General features: G+C 56.5%; 14 protein-coding genes. 10 read left to right on the top strand and 4 right to left on the bottom strand.

All coding sequences use genetic code 11. The features are described 5' to 3' along the window. Positions 1-25: 25 nt before the first annotated feature. Complete coding sequence (locus tag EUU23_RS12065) at positions 26-2,059, top strand: transglycosylase domain-containing protein (protein ID WP_160354329.1); 2,034 nt, start codon at positions 26-28, stop codon at positions 2,057-2,059. Between the two features lie 11 nt (positions 2,060-2,070). Here EUU23_RS12065 and ribA read toward each other — a convergent pair whose 3' ends face one another. The 4 genes from ribA to EUU23_RS12045 form a co-directional block, all read right to left on the bottom strand. Further along, on the bottom strand, positions 2,071-3,135 hold the full coding sequence (ribA, locus tag EUU23_RS12060) for a GTP cyclohydrolase II (protein ID WP_246156446.1): 1,065 nt from the start codon (positions 3,133-3,135) through the stop codon (positions 2,071-2,073). Next, the gene (gene xth / locus EUU23_RS12055) at positions 3,132-3,938 is read right to left on the bottom strand and encodes an exodeoxyribonuclease III (RefSeq protein ID WP_160354328.1); all 807 of its coding nucleotides are present in this window, start codon (positions 3,936-3,938) and stop codon (positions 3,132-3,134) included. The genes ribA and xth overlap by 4 nt, the downstream gene beginning before the upstream one ends. A gap of 285 nt (positions 3,939-4,223) precedes the next feature. Beyond that, entirely contained in the window at positions 4,224-4,847 is a 624-nt protein-coding gene (locus tag EUU23_RS12050) for a LolA family protein (protein ID WP_160354327.1), read from the bottom strand. A 65-nt stretch (positions 4,848-4,912) separates the two neighbouring features. Beyond that, on the bottom strand, positions 4,913-7,231 hold the full coding sequence (locus tag EUU23_RS12045; protein WP_160354326.1) for an FtsK/SpoIIIE family DNA translocase: 2,319 nt from the start codon (positions 7,229-7,231) through the stop codon (positions 4,913-4,915). A gap of 117 nt (positions 7,232-7,348) precedes the next feature. Here EUU23_RS12045 and EUU23_RS12040 point away from each other — a divergent pair, with 117 nt between their 5' ends. From EUU23_RS12040 to sucD, 9 genes are all read left to right on the top strand, one after another. Beyond that, entirely contained in the window at positions 7,349-8,572 is a 1,224-nt protein-coding gene (locus EUU23_RS12040) for an FAD-dependent monooxygenase (RefSeq protein ID WP_160354325.1), read from the top strand. Between the two features lie 57 nt (positions 8,573-8,629). Then, complete coding sequence (locus EUU23_RS12035) at positions 8,630-9,967, top strand: hemolysin family protein (RefSeq protein WP_160354324.1); 1,338 nt, start codon at positions 8,630-8,632, stop codon at positions 9,965-9,967. 85 nt (positions 9,968-10,052) lie between these two features. Continuing rightward, positions 10,053-10,832 (top strand): succinate dehydrogenase iron-sulfur subunit, encoded by a 780-nt coding sequence (locus EUU23_RS12030; protein ID WP_160354323.1) that lies wholly within the window; start codon positions 10,053-10,055, stop codon positions 10,830-10,832. A gap of 14 nt (positions 10,833-10,846) precedes the next feature. Further along, entirely contained in the window at positions 10,847-11,299 is a 453-nt protein-coding gene (locus EUU23_RS12025) for a PaaI family thioesterase (RefSeq protein WP_343032720.1), read from the top strand. Positions 11,300-11,317: 18 nt separating this feature from the next. After that, a complete protein-coding gene (gene zapE, locus EUU23_RS12020) occupies positions 11,318-12,430 on the top strand; it encodes a cell division protein ZapE (RefSeq protein WP_160354322.1) in 1,113 nt (370 codons plus the stop codon). A gap of 55 nt (positions 12,431-12,485) precedes the next feature. Beyond that, positions 12,486-13,868 (top strand): M20/M25/M40 family metallo-hydrolase, encoded by a 1,383-nt coding sequence (locus tag EUU23_RS12015; RefSeq protein WP_160354321.1) that lies wholly within the window; start codon positions 12,486-12,488, stop codon positions 13,866-13,868. Positions 13,869-14,006: 138 nt separating this feature from the next. After that, on the top strand, positions 14,007-14,969 hold the full coding sequence (gene mdh, locus EUU23_RS12010; RefSeq protein ID WP_160354320.1) for a malate dehydrogenase: 963 nt from the start codon (positions 14,007-14,009) through the stop codon (positions 14,967-14,969). Then, complete coding sequence (locus tag EUU23_RS12005; protein WP_160354319.1) at positions 14,966-15,637, top strand: hypothetical protein; 672 nt, start codon at positions 14,966-14,968, stop codon at positions 15,635-15,637. The genes mdh and EUU23_RS12005 overlap by 4 nt, the downstream gene beginning before the upstream one ends. Beyond that, positions 15,634-16,518, top strand: coding sequence for a succinate--CoA ligase subunit alpha (sucD, locus tag EUU23_RS12000; protein ID WP_158901469.1), 885 nt, complete (start codon positions 15,634-15,636; stop codon positions 16,516-16,518). The genes EUU23_RS12005 and sucD overlap by 4 nt, the downstream gene beginning before the upstream one ends. Positions 16,519-16,524 lie beyond the last annotated feature (6 nt).

Raw genomic sequence — 16,524 nt, 5'->3', positions numbered from 1 at the left:
CGCATTGGCATTAACACGCTGGCCAATGGCACGTGCATATACACCCAATAGCGGACGCGGATCGTTCATGACATGGATCGCCCGCCTTTTCAAAATCGGCATAGGCGGCTTTCTTCTTGGTTTGATGGTCGTTGGTATATTTGTCGCCATTGCACGCGGGGAAATCGACAGTTTTGAAGACTTGAAGGCGTCCCCCAATGGCCAGATGATCCGCATCCGCGCCGCAGACGGGACAGTCATACAATCGCTTGGACCAAGTTTTGGCCGATGGCTGACATTCAAGCAGTTGCCTAAAGAAATGAAAGAGGCGATGGTCGCGGTCGAGGATCGCCGTTATTATATGCATCCCGGCGTCGATCCCATCGGCATCACCAGATCCTTCTATGTCCGGGCCATTGAAGGTCGCTGGACACAAGGTGGATCGACCATCACCCAGCAATTGGCGCGCAACATATATTTGAACAGCAACAAGGAATTCGGACGAAAAATCCGCGAGATCATCCTTGCTTTGGCGATGGAAACCAAATTTTCCAAAGAGCAGATACTCGAACTCTATTTGAACAAGGTGTATTTCGGCGGCGGGGCTTATGGCGTGGACGCCGCGAGCCGTAAATTCTTTGATCATGGCGCAGAGGACCTCTCTCTGGCCGAGGCAGCCATTATCGCCGGACTGGTAAAAGCCCCTTCACGCTATTCGCCTACGGCCGATGCAAGGGCCGCACTGGATCGCGCCGAAGTCGTGGTCGAGGTCATGCAGGACGCAGGGATGATTACCGCGGCACAGGCGGCGGCGGTCAAACCGGCACAGGTCAAGATCGCATCGGAACCACCACAGGATAGTGTTCGCTATTTCACAGACTGGGTGCTGCCCCAGCTTGATGGTCTGATTGACGAAACCGAAAAACCGATTGATGTCTGGACGACATTGGACCTGAAAATGCAGCGGGCGGCAACGGCGGCAATTGTCGCCAATGCACCAAAGGGGACGCAAGGCGCGCTCGTCGCGATTGATCGTGATGGCGCGGTCAAGGCGATGGTTGGCGGGACCGATTATGTCACCAGCAATTATAACCGCGCCGTGACTGCCGTGCGGCAACCAGGGTCAGCATGGAAGTTATTTGTGTATCTTACCGCTTTGGAATCGGGCTATCGGCCTGAGGATAAGGTTGTGGATGAACCTGTGGAGATCGAGGGATGGCAACCCAGGAATAGCGGTGGCAGCTATGCCGGCGAGATCACGCTCCGAACCGCGTTCGCCTATTCAAAAAACACTGTTGCTGCAAAAATTGGTGAAGAAGTGGGCACCAGCAGTATCGCCAACATGGCCAAGCGTTTCGGTATCACGACGCCAATCAATACGCAGCCTTCAATGGTATTGGGAACATCCGAAGCGAGGGTGATTGACATGACCCGCGCCTTTGCCGCAGTCGCGGCCAAAGGGCGCAGCATTACGCCATATGGCATTTCCAAGGTCACAACGATTGACGGTGATGTCATCTACTCCGCCAAGCCGCAGAAATCGATCCAGCTGGTCGAAGAATGGGTCGCAGCAGGTATGACTGACCTGATGCAAACTGCGGTAGCAACCGGCACCGGCAGGGCGGCCAATATCGGACGACCGGCAGCTGGCAAAACCGGCACCACCAGCAGCAACAAGGATGGCTGGTTTCTCGGTTTTTCGAGCGGGCTGACAACCGGCGTTTGGATGGGCAGGGATAATGCCCGCGCCGTCGGCGGATTGGAAGGCGGGCGGGCGCCAGCTCAGGCCTGGGCTGCCTTTATGCGCGTTGCGGTCGCCAATCGGCCTGTCGAACAATTCGCCACCGAAGTGACCTTCCCCGAAAGGCTGGAGGAAGAAGAATTATTGTTGGGCGAAGATGGCGAGCCTTTGATACTCGATGAAAATGGCAACCCGATAGAGGGCGTCCCTTCGGTCGACGACCCCGGCCTTCCCGATGGCATTCGATCCGAACAATTGGATGAAGAGTTCATCGACAAAGCGATCGGCCGCCGACCCGTTGACGCCCAACCCGAACCGGATGAACCTACCGGTCTTTAGGCCGTGAATAGCTAAAGTGCGTGCCCCGTCCGGTCACGTTTGGTAGCGAGATATTGGGCATTATGCGGGTTAGAGGCGATTTGCAGCGGGAGCCGTTCGCAAACCTCCACACCCTCGGCTTGCAGCCCGGCCACTTTTTCCGGATTATTGGTGAGCAGGCGCACCGAATGTACGCCCAACAGGTCAAGCATTCGGGCAGCCACCGAAAAATCGCGCGCATCTATGGCAAAACCCAGCCGGGTATTGGCGTCAACGGTATCAAACCCTTGGTCTTGCAAGGCATAGGCGCGCAATTTGTTGATCAAGCCGATGCCCCGCCCTTCCTGACGCAAATAGAGCAATATGCCCCATTGGGCGTCGGATATCTGGTGCAGTGCCTCATGCAGTTGCGGGCCGCAATCGCATTTCAGGCTGCCAAGAACGTCACCTGTCAGACATTCGCTGTGCAAACGGACAACAGGCGGCGAACTGTCTCGTTTGCCTATCACCAGCGCAACATGATCCGTTGAATCGGCCGGCGAACGGAATGCGACTATTTCGGTGTCGGCATTGGCCGCAACCGGTAAATTAGCCCGCGCGGCAATCTGCAGGTTATCGCTGTCGTCAAAGGCGCAAACATCGGCCGGTACCACTATGTCATCGGTCGATAGATCGACATCCAAAACCAGAAATGCCGGCAGCAGACCAGCCAACCGCGCCAATTCCATCGCGGCAACACATGCAGGCGCGCCGGTCGCCGGTTGCGCCAAAAAAGGACCCTTTAAAGGATAGCGCAGATCAAGCGTCGGGTCGGCAATCGCCAACGCCATGCCAATGTCAAAATCCGCAGGAATCGCGATGCGGACGGGTAATTCAGTGTTAGCTGCGGCGCGCTGATTCACAAGCTTGAGCGTCGCTGCCCGGCTTGCCGATAAAAGCAGGCTCGAGGCACCTAGGACCGAAACAGCGGTTTCGACCGCGGCAATGCGAATGATTTCACCTTCATGCTCGATTCGAATGGACCAGCCGCGCCTTAACGCATCGATGGCGCGCGCTGCGCGCTTCGGGTCGCCACCGGAAGAAAGGTCGCTATTCAAAAAGCAAATTCCGTTACGATCGGCGCATGGTCCGATGGCTTGCCCCAGCCCCGGACATGTTTGTGCACAATATGGGCTTTCGCCTTGGCGGTCAGGTCGGGCGTGACCCACATATGGTCAAGACGGCGGCCACGGTCCGACGTTTCCCAATCCTGCGCGCGGTAGCTCCACCATGTGTAGAGTTTTTGCGACGGATCCACAAAATGTCGGGCAATATCGACCCAATTGCCCGCATCCCTGATTGCTGCAAGATGTTCGCATTCGATTCGGGTATGGCTGACCACATTGACCAGTTGCCTGTGGCTCCAGACATCATTTTCAAGCGGGGCCACATTGAAATCTCCGGTCAGGATGGTCGGCGTTTTCACGCTTTGCGACCAGTCTTTCATCCGGGTCAGAAAATCGAGTTTCTGGCCGAATTTCGGGTTGGCCTCCCGATCTGGAATATCGCCGCCTGCCGGGATATACACATTGTCCAGACGGATACCCTTGGCTGATTCCAGATTCAATTCGGCGCTAATATGCCGCGCTTCGCCATTGGCCTGCCAATCCTCCACCTTTCGATGGATCAATGGAACCTTGCTGACGATGGCGACACCATGGTGCATCGGTTGCCCGTTAATCATCATGTGGCGATAGCCCAATTGCCGGAACAGCCCTTCCGGAAAAAGACCGTCGATGACTTTGGTTTCCTGCAGGCACAAAACGTCCGGCGCTTCTTCTTTCAAATAGCGTTCGACTATGTCGATCCGGGCCCGGACCGAATTGATGTTCCACGAAGCGATGCGGATTGTCTGTGACATAGCTTTAAGGCCCTAGAAGGAGGAACGGTCCGGGGCAAGGGACGGATGAAAATTGAGACGGAAAAAGCAAAGCCCTCATCCCGGGGGCATTTGGGATGAGGGCTAAGCTTGCGTTCGTCACGCGGATATCAACGCCAGCTTTATCGTCGTGGGCAACAGGGGGAAAACCACACGAACTACCGGCTGTTGATAGGAAATTTATACAATGACATTCCTGTCAGCCAGATGAACAAGGCTGTTCAGTTTGGCAATTGGTCGGGGCCCAGCATCGCTTCGTCGCCCATGTCATGATTTACGCCGCACAGGGCGGGGATCCTTCCATGTAAAAGCTGAACTTGGGATATTATCGTTATATTTCACATCAGCGAGTCGGATTGTCGAGCGGTTGTTTTTCGAATCAAGCGCGACCCACCCATTCAGGGTCAATCCCCCCGGTGCGTCTGCTTTGCGAACAAAAACCATCGTGATGACGCCAAATTCCGGGCGTTTGGGGTCTCGCACTGCAACGCTGATGACATCATTGGTGGATGTTTCGACAATTTTCCCAAAGCGCCGTAAATCCTGACCAGGATCAAGCAAAGCGGCGAGCGGACTGTTGCGGATAGGCCAACGTTGAACCTGACGCACTTCATAATCAACCATGGTCAGTGCCTTGCCATCGCCGACAATCAGCAATGGCACATCCTTTTGATATTCGAATCGAACATGGCCCGGGCGCTTGAGCAGCAATTTACCCGAAAGCGTCCCGCCGCGCCGGTCGGTTTGTGTGAATGTGGACGTCATCGTGCTGACGGCTTTCATATGCGCGACAACCTGATCCATTCTGGCCGGGCTGTTTTGGGCCGACCCGGGTACAGTCAGTACCAGTGCGACCGGCGCAAGCATCAGGGCATATTTTCCAAAAGTCATAATTTTTATCCAATGGGGAAGTGCGGCTCGGATTCGCGTATTGGCGTTGAACCTCGTCTTAACACTTATAATGGTTCACCGTTCCGGTCGCGCAATACTTCACGACGACCGATATGGTTTGGCCCACTGATAAAGCCATCCTCTTCCATCCGGTCAATCAGCCGCGCCGCGCTGTTATAACCGATCCGCAATTGCCGTTGAATCCAGCTGGTCGATGCCTTTTGACTTTCAAAGACGATCTGGCATGCCTTTCGGTATTGCGAATCCTCCTCACTGTCGTCGCCCGCCATGCCACCAAAATCGAAGCTGCCATCTTCGGGCTCCTCTGTGACGGCCTGGATATATTCGGGTTGCCCTTGACCGCGCCAGTGATCGGCAACGCGCCGCACTTCATCGTCGGAGACAAAGGGCCCATGAATACGCGTCAAGCCGCGCCCGCCTGCCATATAGAGCATGTCACCCTTGCCCAATAGCTGTTCAGCGCCCTGTTCCCCCAAAATCGTGCGGCTGTCGATTTTCGAAGTCACATGGAAAGAAATGCGCGTGGGCAAATTCGCTTTGATAACGCCGGTGATAACATCCACCGATGGCCGCTGCGTCGCCATGATCAAATGGATCCCCGCCGCCCGCGCCTTTTGCGCCAGCCGCTGGATCAGGAATTCGACTTCCTTACCCGCCGTCATCATCAGATCGGCCAGCTCGTCGACGATGATGACAATTTGCGGCATGGGTTCATAGGCCAATTGCTCTTCTTCATATTGGGGCTGGCCGGTCATCGGATCATAGCCGATCTGGACCTTGCGTCCCAAAGGCGCGCCCTTTGCCGAGGCTGCGCGCACTTTTTCATTGAAATTGGCAAGGTTGCGGACACCCAATGACGACATCATTCGGTACCGCTCTTCCATCTGTTCCACCGCCCATTTCAGCGCGCGGATGGCTTTTGCCGGCTCCGTCACTACCGGCGAAAGCAAGTGGGGGATATCGTCATAGCTGCTGAGTTCGAGCATTTTCGGATCGATCATGATCATCCGGCACTGGTCTGGTGTCAGCCGGTATAACAGCGAAAGGATCATACAGTTCAGGCCCACCGACTTACCCGACCCGGTGGTACCAGCGACCAGCAAATGGGGCATGGGCGCGAGATCGGCGATGACCGGGTCGCCGGAAATATTCTTGCCCAAAACGATCGGCAGAGCGCCTTTCTGGTCGGCAAAGGCACTTGAACCGACCATTTCCTGAAACACAACGGCTTCGCGATTGGCGTTGGGCAATTCGATGCCCATCACGGTGCGCCCGGGAATCGTTGAAACACGTGCGGATAATGCCGACATATTGCGGGCAATGTCCTCGGCAAGTTGCACCACCCGGCTGGATTTGATGCCAGCCGCAGGTTCCAGTTCGTACATAGTCACCACCGGCCCGGGTCGTACCGCGACGATCTGGCCCTTCACATGAAAATCGTCGAGCACCGATTCCAGCAATCTCGCATTGGCTTCGAGCGCAGCCTTATCGAGCTTGGGTGCCGATATCGCCGGTGGCGGATCCAGCAGATCGAGCGAGGGAAGGGCATAGCTGCCGAAAAAATCGCCCTGCCGCGCGCCGGTCGAAAAGGCCGCCTTTTTCGGTGCGGCATTGCGGTCGTCAATCACAGGCGGTTTGCGATTCTCCGGCTCCACCGCTTTGCGCGGGGGTTTCGGTTCCAAGATCGGCGCAGGGGCGTCTTCTTCCCGTTCGGCTATCATGCCGATGCCATTTCCGAATTTCGGGATTGAAAGTGCAGGAATACGAAACAAGGGCCGTTCAAGCTGGAGCGAGCGGATAACCAGCATAACTCCGCCGATCATTGTGCCAATGATGGTCAGAAGCCGAGTCAGATTTCCTAACGCCCCAGGAATTTGCCCGATCAGCGGCGTTATTCCATGATCCAGCAACAAGGCAATGGCGCCGCCCCATCCCGCAGGCAGGCCGATATCGCTGCCATGTTGCCAATAGGCCATGCCGAAACCCATGAACAACATGCCCGCAATACACAAAATCAACTGGCGCTTCCATTGCGGTTGCGGAACGTTCCTCCACATGCGGCGGGCAAATATCAGCATTAAGGGGCACAGGAAAATCGCCGGTAAGCCGAACAGGAACAGCGCCGCATCGCCTAAATACGCCCCTGTCTGCCCCATCCAATTATGCTGAACATTGGCCGCTGCGCTGTTAAATGCCGCGTCGGCGGGGGAATAGCTTAAAACTGAAAATCCATAGAAAAAGGCAAAGAGGGCCAGCGCACCTGCGCCCATCAGCGCCCCACTGCGAATAAGCGAGGCGCGCATCATCTGGCGCCAATTGGCCATATTATTTTTGGACGTGATTTTGGAAATGCGCGACGCCATCGAATACTGCTCTATTGGGTTAATACGCCCCCTTTTCGCCTTCGCCGGACTCCCCGTCAAGCGTTACGGGCAAAATCCTCCTTTGAGTCCCGCCGCCAAATGGGCCATAAGCGCGATATGACGCAAAATGCAGATATCATCATCATTGGTGGCGGTCTTGTCGGATTGACACAGGCGCTGGCCCTCGCGAGGCATGGAATCACCAGCCATGTTGTCGATCACGCAGATCAGGCCGCCATGCTCGCGCCGGGCTTTGATGGCCGCACCTCGGCCATCTCCAGTTCAAGCATGAAGATGCTTGAGGCAATCGGACTTGCTGACGCATTGGCCGGCAAAGGCTGCCCGATCGAACAGATTTGGGTCAGCGACGGCCTTAAACTCGGCTCGCTCGACTTTGTCCCCGGTGCCGAAGATGGCTATTTGGGGCAGATGTTCGAAAACCGTTTTTTACGGCGGACCTTATATGAGGCGGCACGGGCCAGCGACGCGATTCAATTGCACATGCCAGCCCGAATCATTACAAAAACGCGTAATAGCTCTGGCGTGCGGGTCGACCTTGACGATGGAACCACGCTTTGTGCTCAGGTGATGATCGTGGCCGAAGGGCGGCAAAGCAAAACCCGCGAAGAGGCGGGCATTAAAATTGTGCATTGGCAATATCAGCACAGCGCCATGGTCGGCGCCGTGTTCCATGAAAAACCGCACAACAATATCGCCTATGAAATTTTCTATCCGTCGGGTCCTTTTGCGGTTTTACCCATGCTGAACAGTCCAGAAGGGCGGCACCGTTCGGCCATCGTCTGGTCGGTCGATGCGGCTGATGCTCCGGGATATATGAAGTTGTCAGGTCGCGGTTATGCCGCCGAACTGGAAAAGGCGATGGGCGGCCTTTTGGGGACGGTTGAACTGGCCGCGCCGCTTTCGAGTTACAAGCTGGGTTTTCACCATGCCGGATCGATCACGGCGGAACGGCTGGTGCTGATCGGGGACAGCGCCCATGGTATCCACCCGATCGCCGGACAGGGCCTGAATCTGGGCTTACGCGACGTTGCCGCGCTGGCCGAGGTGTTGGTGGACGGTATGCGCCTCGGGCTTGATCTGGGTGACGCGCAGCTGCTGGACCGGTATAGCCGTTGGCGCAGCGTCGATACACTGTTGGTCGCGATGTCGACGGACGGGTTGAACCGGCTGTTTTCCGTCCCCGGCAAAACCGCCTCGGCAATCCGCCGTCTGGGCATGGGCATGATCCAGCGGACCCGCCCCGCCAAGGCGTTTTTCATGGCAGAAGCAAGGGGCGAAAGCGGCGCATTACCCAAGTTATTGCAGGGCGTCACGATATAAGGGTCAGGTCACTGGTTGCCAGAGGCGGTCATTTACCGCTAAGGGCAAAGTCTTTCTATGGAACCCCTTAGTCCCTTTCCCTGGTTCGATGCCGCGACAATCTTGGTGCTCATCGCCATCAACGGGATATTTGCGATGTCGGAACTCGCCATCGTTTCGGCCCGCGCGGCCAAGTTAAAGGCGATGGCAGATAGCGGCACGCGCGGGGCCAATACAGCTTTGCGCCTTGCCCGCGACCCCGGGAAATTTCTATCGACGGTCCAGATAGGCATCACCTTGATCGGGATTATTGCCGGCGCCTATTCGGGGTCGACCCTGGGCGAACCTGTGGCACAGCGGCTGGCCTTTGTCGGTGTTCCGGCGGACTGGGCCGATACCATCGGATTCGGTATCGTTATTTCGATTACGACTTACGCCTCGCTTGTCGTGGGGGAACTGGTGCCCAAGCAATTCGCCCTGATCGCGCCTGAAAGAATCGCTGTGATTGTTGCCGGACCGATGGAAATATTGTCCCGTATTACAGCGCCGATCGTGTGGCTTCTTGATCGTTCAAGCGCACTGATTTTTCGCCTGCTCGGGCTGCGCCGCGACAGCCGGGAGGCATTGACCACCGAAGAGCTTCGCATGGTTTTTGCCGAAGCCACCCATGCGGGCATCATTGAAGAGCATGAACATAAGGTCATCGCAGGCGTCGTTCGATTGGCCGACCGGCCCGTGCGCGAAGTGATGACGCCGCGCACCGATGTCGACCGCATATCCGCCGACGCGTCCGAAGACGAAGTGCGCGATGTCCTTGTAAATTCCCCGCACACGCGCATTCCAGTGACTGGCGAAAATGGTGATGACATTATTGGCGTGGTCCAATCGCGCGACATTGTCGCCGCACAGATTAGCGGCAAACGCCTCGATTTGCGTGACCTGATGCGAAAGGCGGAGATTGTACCGGATCAGCTCGATGCAATGGATGCGCTGGAAATCCTCCGTTCGTCCGATGTTCCCATGCTGTTGGTGCATGATGAATATGGGCATTTTGAGGGGATCGTGACGCCCAATGATCTGCTGGCAGCAATTGCAGGTGAGTTCGCGTCCGATCAGGCGCAGGGAAGCGCGCCCAATATCGTAACCCTCGAGGACGGTTCCATGCTGGTATCAGGTGCAATGGCCGCCGATGCCATGGCAGAGATTTTGGACATCGACCTGCCCGATGACCGCGATTATGCGACCGCCGCCGGACATGTCCTGCATATCTTGCGGCATTTGCCCGAAGAAGGCGAAGCGTTCGTCGATCAGGGCTGGCGATTTGAAGTGGTCGATATGGACGGGCGTAAAATCGACAAATTGCGCGTGGCGCTTGCAAAAAAGGCAAGCATAAACGACGAAGTTGAGGGCTTGTGATTAACCGAATGGCTCTATAACGAACCAGAAGACATAAAGATGGAGGGTCTCTCGTCAGATCCCTTCGATTCCACAGGATATAGATATGGCCGATTTCTTCCTTCCCAAGAACAGCAAAGTCCAAAAGGGCACAGTTCACGAAGCAAAAACAACCGGCAGGGTGAAGAAATTCAAGGTCTATCGCTATGACCCCGACAGCGGACAGAATCCGCGGTACGACACATTTGAAATCGACACCGAACAATGCGGCCCGATGGTGCTGGACGCGCTGATCAAGATGAAGGGCGAGCAAGACAGTTCGCTGACGTTCCGCCGCTCCTGCCGCGAGGGCATTTGCGGGTCCTGCTCGATGAATATCGACGGCAAGAATGGCCTTGCCTGCACCACAGCGATAGAGGACTGCAAAAGCGAAGTGACCATCACGCCGCTGCCCCATATGGAGGTGATCAAGGACCTCGTTCCCGATTTCACGCATTTTTACGCGCAATATGCGTCGATCAAGCCCTGGCTGCAAACCGTAACGCCCGAGCCTTCGGGCAAGGAACGGCTGCAGTCGCCCGAAGACCGGGCCAAGCTGGATGGTCTGTATGAGTGCATTTTGTGCGCCTGCTGCTCGACCAGCTGCCCATCCTATTGGTGGAACAGCGACAAGTTTCTGGGACCTGCCATATTGTTGCAGGCGTATCGCTGGTTGGCCGACAGCCGCGATGAAATGACTGGTGAGCGGTTGGACGAGCTGGAAGATCCGTTCCGCCTCTATCGCTGCCACACCATCATGAATTGCGCCAACGCCTGCCCCAAGGGACTGAATCCGGCCAAGGCCATCGCGGAAACCAAGAAAATGGTTGCCGAGCGGCACATCTAAACTCGGGTCATCTTTTGGAAACTCCGGCATTTGATAGCAGCCCCGACCCCGATCATCCGGGCTGGCTAAATTGGCAGATGACCGACGCCTCGCGCTATAATGGCACAGTGTTGGGCAAGATGCTGGTGCGGAGCGAAGGCGAAGGCAAGGCCCGCCTTCGCATGTTTCCCGAACATCGCCACAGCAATTTACGCAATGCGGTGCATGGGGGTGTCACCCTGGGCTTTATCGATGTCGCCATGTTTGGCGCATCGCGCATGTTTGGTCTTATCGAGGCCGGGGCCGCCGTAACGATAGATCTTTCGGTGCAGTTCATCGGCGCCGGGGTCATCGGCGAACCCTTGGATGCCGACGTTGAACTGCTGAAAGAAACCGGCCGCTTGCTGTTTATGCGGGGCATTGTGACCCAAGGCAGCGAACGGGTCGCCGCTTTTTCTGGGACAATCCGGAAACCCACGCAACGATGATTGTTCGCGGTGAAATGCATGGATAAGGTCGATAGCCGCTATGCCGCTCTGGTAGCGGCCAATGAACTTAGGACGGATCCCGATCAGGCAGCCGCGATATCCGCCTTGACCCGGGTCCAGACCGAGCTCGAAGCCGTACCCCCGCGTGGAAGCACGATTTGGCGCTATCTCGGCAAAAAGCCCGAGCCTGTGCGCGGATTGTATATGTGGGGCGGTGTAGGGCGCGGCAAATCGATGCTCATGGATCTATTTTTTGAATCGGTAAAAATCCGGCGCAAAAGACGTGTTCACTTTCATGCGTTCATGCTCGACATCCACGCCCGCCTGAAGGTCGAGCGCGCCAAAGAAGAGGGTGATCCCATACCGCCTTTGGTCGCCGCTTTGGCGGATGAGGCGCGCCTGCTGTGTTTTGACGAAATGGTGGTCAACAATATGGCGGACGCGGCGATTATGTCGCGGCTGTTCACCGGCTTGATTGCGGCGGGCGTCACGGTTGTCGCGACGTCAAACCGCCATCCGGACGATCTGTACAAGGACGGCCTGAACCGGCAGCTTTTTCTGCCCTTTATCGAACTGGTGAAGGACAAGCTCGACATTATCGCGCTGAACGGCGCGGTCGATTACCGTCGCGACCGGCTGGGGGATGCCAAAACATGGCTTGTTCCCAACGGGGCGGAGGCAACGGCCGCCTTGTCCCAAAGCTTTTTCCGTTTGACCGACTATCCGCCCGAAGACCGCGCCCATGTTCCGGCATTGGAACTGGATGTCGGGGGCGGCCGGACGCTTCATGTGCCCAAGGCGTTGAAAGGCGTCGCCGTCTTCTCCTTCAAGCGGTTATGCGCCGAAGCCAGGGGCGCTGCGGATTATCTGGCGATTGCACGGCGGTTTCACTCGGTCATCATGGTCGGCATTCCGGTGCTTGGCCCTGAAAACCGGAATGAGGCAGCCCGTTTTGTAACGCTGATCGATGCGCTTTACGAATATCGGGTCAAGTTTTTGGCAAGCGCGGATGCAATCCCCGACAAACTGTATCCGCAGGGCGATGGTCGGTTCGAATTTGATCGCACCGTGTCCCGCCTGCTCGAAATGCAGTCTGAGGATTATCTGGCCGAAGGCCATGGTCCGCGTTAGGAAATGGCAAGGGCGATTTCGGGAGGAATCGGACGGAGCCTTGAGGGAGAGTAAAATGTTTCGCTATATATCCATCGCAGCCGCGTTGCTTGTCGCAACCACAGCGCAAGCCCAGCCGCAGGACGCGAAATTGAGGGCCGAACGTGATTTGTTCGCCAAAATTGTCGAAATCCCCACGGTTGAAGGACAGACGGCCGAATTCAAAAAGCTGACGGCGTTATTGACGGCGGAATTCCGCAAGGCAGGGATCAACAATGTCGTCGTCAAGGATCATGACGGCACCCAAACGCTGATCGCACGCTGGCCTGCGGAAAAGCCGAGCGGTAAGAAGCCGATATTGTTGATGGCGCATATGGACGTTGTTGCGGCCAAGGAAAGTGACTGGAAATATCCGCCCTTCAAATTCCGTGAAGAGGGCGGCTATTATCTGGGCCGCGGGTCTAATGACAATAAGGCCGGATTGACGGGTATATTGATCGCCCTGCAATATTTACGGGCGGAAAAGTTCCAAACCACCCGCGACATCATCGTCTTGTTTACAGGGGACGAAGAAACCAGCGGCAATGGCAGCAGGCGCGCCGGAACCGAATGGCGGGCATTGATTGACGCCGAATATGCGCTGAACAGCGATGCCGGCGGCGGCTCTGTTTTTCCCGATGGGCGGGTGGAGGCATTCGGCATGCAAATCGCCGAGAAAACCTATGCTGATTATAAATTAACCGCCACCAACCGGGGCGGCCACAGCAGCGTTCCGCGGCCCGACAACGCCATTTATGCACTTGCAAATGCGCTGACTTCGCTGGAACACCACCGTTTCGAACCGATGATAAACGATGCCACCCGCGCCACATTTGCTGCATTGGCAAAAGGCGATAATGGTCAATATGGCGAGCTTTTGAAGCGCTTTCTAGCCGACCCCAAAGACCGCGAGACCGCCGATTTGCTGGAAGCGATGGACAGCGGCAGCACGCGAACGCGCTGCGTTGCAACCATGCTGTCGGGCGGACATGCCCCCAATGCCCTGCCGCAAAAGGCCGAAGCCACCGTCAATTGCCGGATTTTCCCCGGCGTCAAGATCGAAGACGTGCGCCAGATATTGCAAAAACTGTCCGGCCCGGATGTGACAGTCACAGCCGTTGAAGGGTCCCAAACGCCCGAAACATCGCCCACGCCTTTGCGCGACGACATTATAGATGCTTATCGCGCGGCGGTCGCGACGCGTTTTAAAGATGCGCCGGTCATCCCGTTTCAATCGGCTGGCGCGACCGACGGGGCATTTCTGCGCGCGCAGGGCATCCCGGTCTACGGCTTTGGCGGCCTGTGGGGCATTGTCGGGCAAAGCGAAGGTACCCATGGTCTCAATGAACGGGTTTGGACCGAAGGGTTTCACGGCCAGATTCCGATCTGGATGGAGATGTTGAAACGCGTGGCGGGCTGATAATCCCCCTTTAACGCTATTGCGAACTATTATCGGAAAAAGCCTTAACTTGTCGCCTTTATTGGGTTGTTATCCACAGCGATTCGGCGTAACGCGACGTCAATTCCGCTATAGGCCTTAAGGGAAGGATTTCGTTTCATGGCTCGCAAAAAAATTGCGCTTATCGGTGCCGGTAATATCGGCGGCACACTCGCCCACCTCGCAGCTTATAAAGGCCTTGGCGATGTCGTCCTTTTCGACGTCGTCGAAGGTATCCCGCAAGGCAAGGCGCTTGACCTGTCGCAATGCGGCCCTGTCGAAGGTTTTGATGCAAAAATTACTGGCACCAATGATTATGCCGATATCGCTGGCGCTGACGTCATCATCGTCACCGCCGGTGTCGCGCGCAAGCCGGGCATGAGCCGCGATGACCTTCTCGGTATCAATTTGAAGGTGATGAAAGCGGTCGGCGAAGGCATTGCCGCCAACGCGCCGAACGCATTCGTCATCTGCATCACCAACCCATTGGACGCAATGGTCTGGGCCTTGCGCGAGTTTTCGCAGCTGCCGCACCATATGGTCGTCGGCATGGCGGGCGTTCTAGATTCCAGCCGTTTTAGCCATTTCCTCGCTGAGGAATTCAAGGTTTCGGTCAAGGACGTGACGTCCTTTGTTTTGGGCGGCCATGGCGACACAATGGTTCCGGTCATCCAATATTCGACCGTATCGGGCATTCCGGTCCCCGATCTGATCGCGATGGGCCTATCGACGCAGGAACGCATTGATGCAATTGTCCAGCGCACCCGCAGCGGCGGCGGCGAAATTGTCGCGCTCCTTAAAACCGGTTCTGCTTATTATGCGCCTGCCACAAGCGGCATCGCAATGGCCGAAGCCTATCTTTATGATCAAAAGCGCGTCCTGCCCGCCGCGGTCCACCTGACCGGCCAATATGGCGTCGACAATCTTTATGTCGGTGTTCCGGTGGTGATCGGTGCAGGCGGTGTCGAGAAAGTCGTCGAGATCGCTCTCGACGACGAAGCCAAGGCAAATCTCGCTGTCAGCGTCGATGCGGTGAAGGAATTGCTGGTGGCGTGTAAGGCGATTGACGAGAGTCTTAAATGATCATCGCGCGGTATTTTTGGGCACCCATATTGCTGGTGTCGCACGCACCACTTTTTTCCCAGTCAGCGACTCTGACGGTTAAAGACGGTCGCGCGCTGGTCATAGGTGGGGAAACCGAGATTGCCCAGGGCATTGAAACAATCAAACTCACGCCCGCTCAGGTCGTCGATGAGTTTACCAAGATTTGCATGCCGGACCCGCAAAATGCTGGTTCGAGAGTGGCAGCGTCGCAGATTTCGTTGAAACGCGATGACGTTGTTTTTCCGGCTCTGGGTAAAGCCGGTGAAGCGAAAATCGAGCGATGGATCGGTGATCAAGCCTCTCTCTTTATCTGGTCGGGGGACGAGGCAGGTCTCAAAGGTAGGTTTATCGCCATGCCAAGCCGTGGTGCAGTTACCACTGGACCTTATGGGCCCTTCAAAGCGTTTGGCTCGCAATGCAATTTGGTCATTAACTTACCCGACTTCGCCGCCGCAACCACCGTTGCCGAGCTTTTGACAGCTAAACTGGGAGCGCCCGGTAAGCTCGTCGTTAAAAATACTTTTGCGGATGGCTACTGGGTGACGGGCGATCTTCGCGTCAACATTAATGTTCCTAGCGAGAGGCAGTATCCACAACCCATTCACCTTTCGGTTCAATCGATCCCAACGGGAGCACAAAGTAAATGAGCATCCTCGTCAACAAACATACCAAGGTCATCACGCAGGGCATGACCGGTGCAACCGGCACCTTTCATACCGAACAAGCACTGGCTTATGGCACGCAAATGGTTGGCGGAGTGACCCCCGGCAAAGGCGGATCGACCCATATCGGCCTGCCCATGTTCGATACCGTGCTGGAAGCCAAGCAGGCGACCGGCGCAGATGCGTCAGTTGTCTATGTTCCGCCCCCCTTTGCTGCCGACTCGATCCTTGAAGCGATTGACGCCGAAATTCCGCTGATCGTGTGCATCACCGAAGGCATTCCGGTGCTCGACATGGTCAAGGTGAAGCGCGCGCTTTCGGGTTCGAAATCGCGGCTGATCGGGCCGAACTGCCCCGGCGTGCTGACTCCCAATGAATGCAAGATCGGCATCATGCCCGGCAGCATTTTCTCGGCTGGTTCGGTTGGCGTTGTCTCACGTTCGGGCACGCTCACCTATGAAGCCGTGTTCCAGACCACGGCCGAAGGGCTTGGCCAGACTACAGCCGTCGGCATCGGTGGCGATCCTGTCAACGGCACCAACTTTATCGACTGCCTCGAACTCTTCCTTGCCGACGATGCCACCAAGTCGATCATCATGATCGGTGAAATCGGCGGCAGCGCGGAAGAAGAAGCCGCACAATTCCTGATCGACGAAGCCAAAAAGGGCCGCAAAAAGCCGATGGCCGGCTTTATCGCCGGACGCTCGGCACCTCCCGGACGGCGCATGGGCCATGCCGGTGCAATCGTTTCGGGCGGCAAGGGCGATGCGGAAAGCAAGATCGCGGCGATGGAAGCTGCGGGCATCCGCATGTCGGCATCCCCTTCACTGCTCGGCAAAACATTGGTCGAAGTATTGAAGGGATAAGCATCC

Origin of the sequence: Sphingorhabdus profundilacus, from assembly GCF_009769755.1 — a bacterium.
Classification (GTDB): Bacteria; Pseudomonadota; Alphaproteobacteria; order Sphingomonadales; family Sphingomonadaceae; genus Sphingorhabdus_B; species Sphingorhabdus_B profundilacus.
Note: the sequence above shows the minus strand (reverse complement) of the source record. Positions and strands in the feature narration are given on the sequence as shown.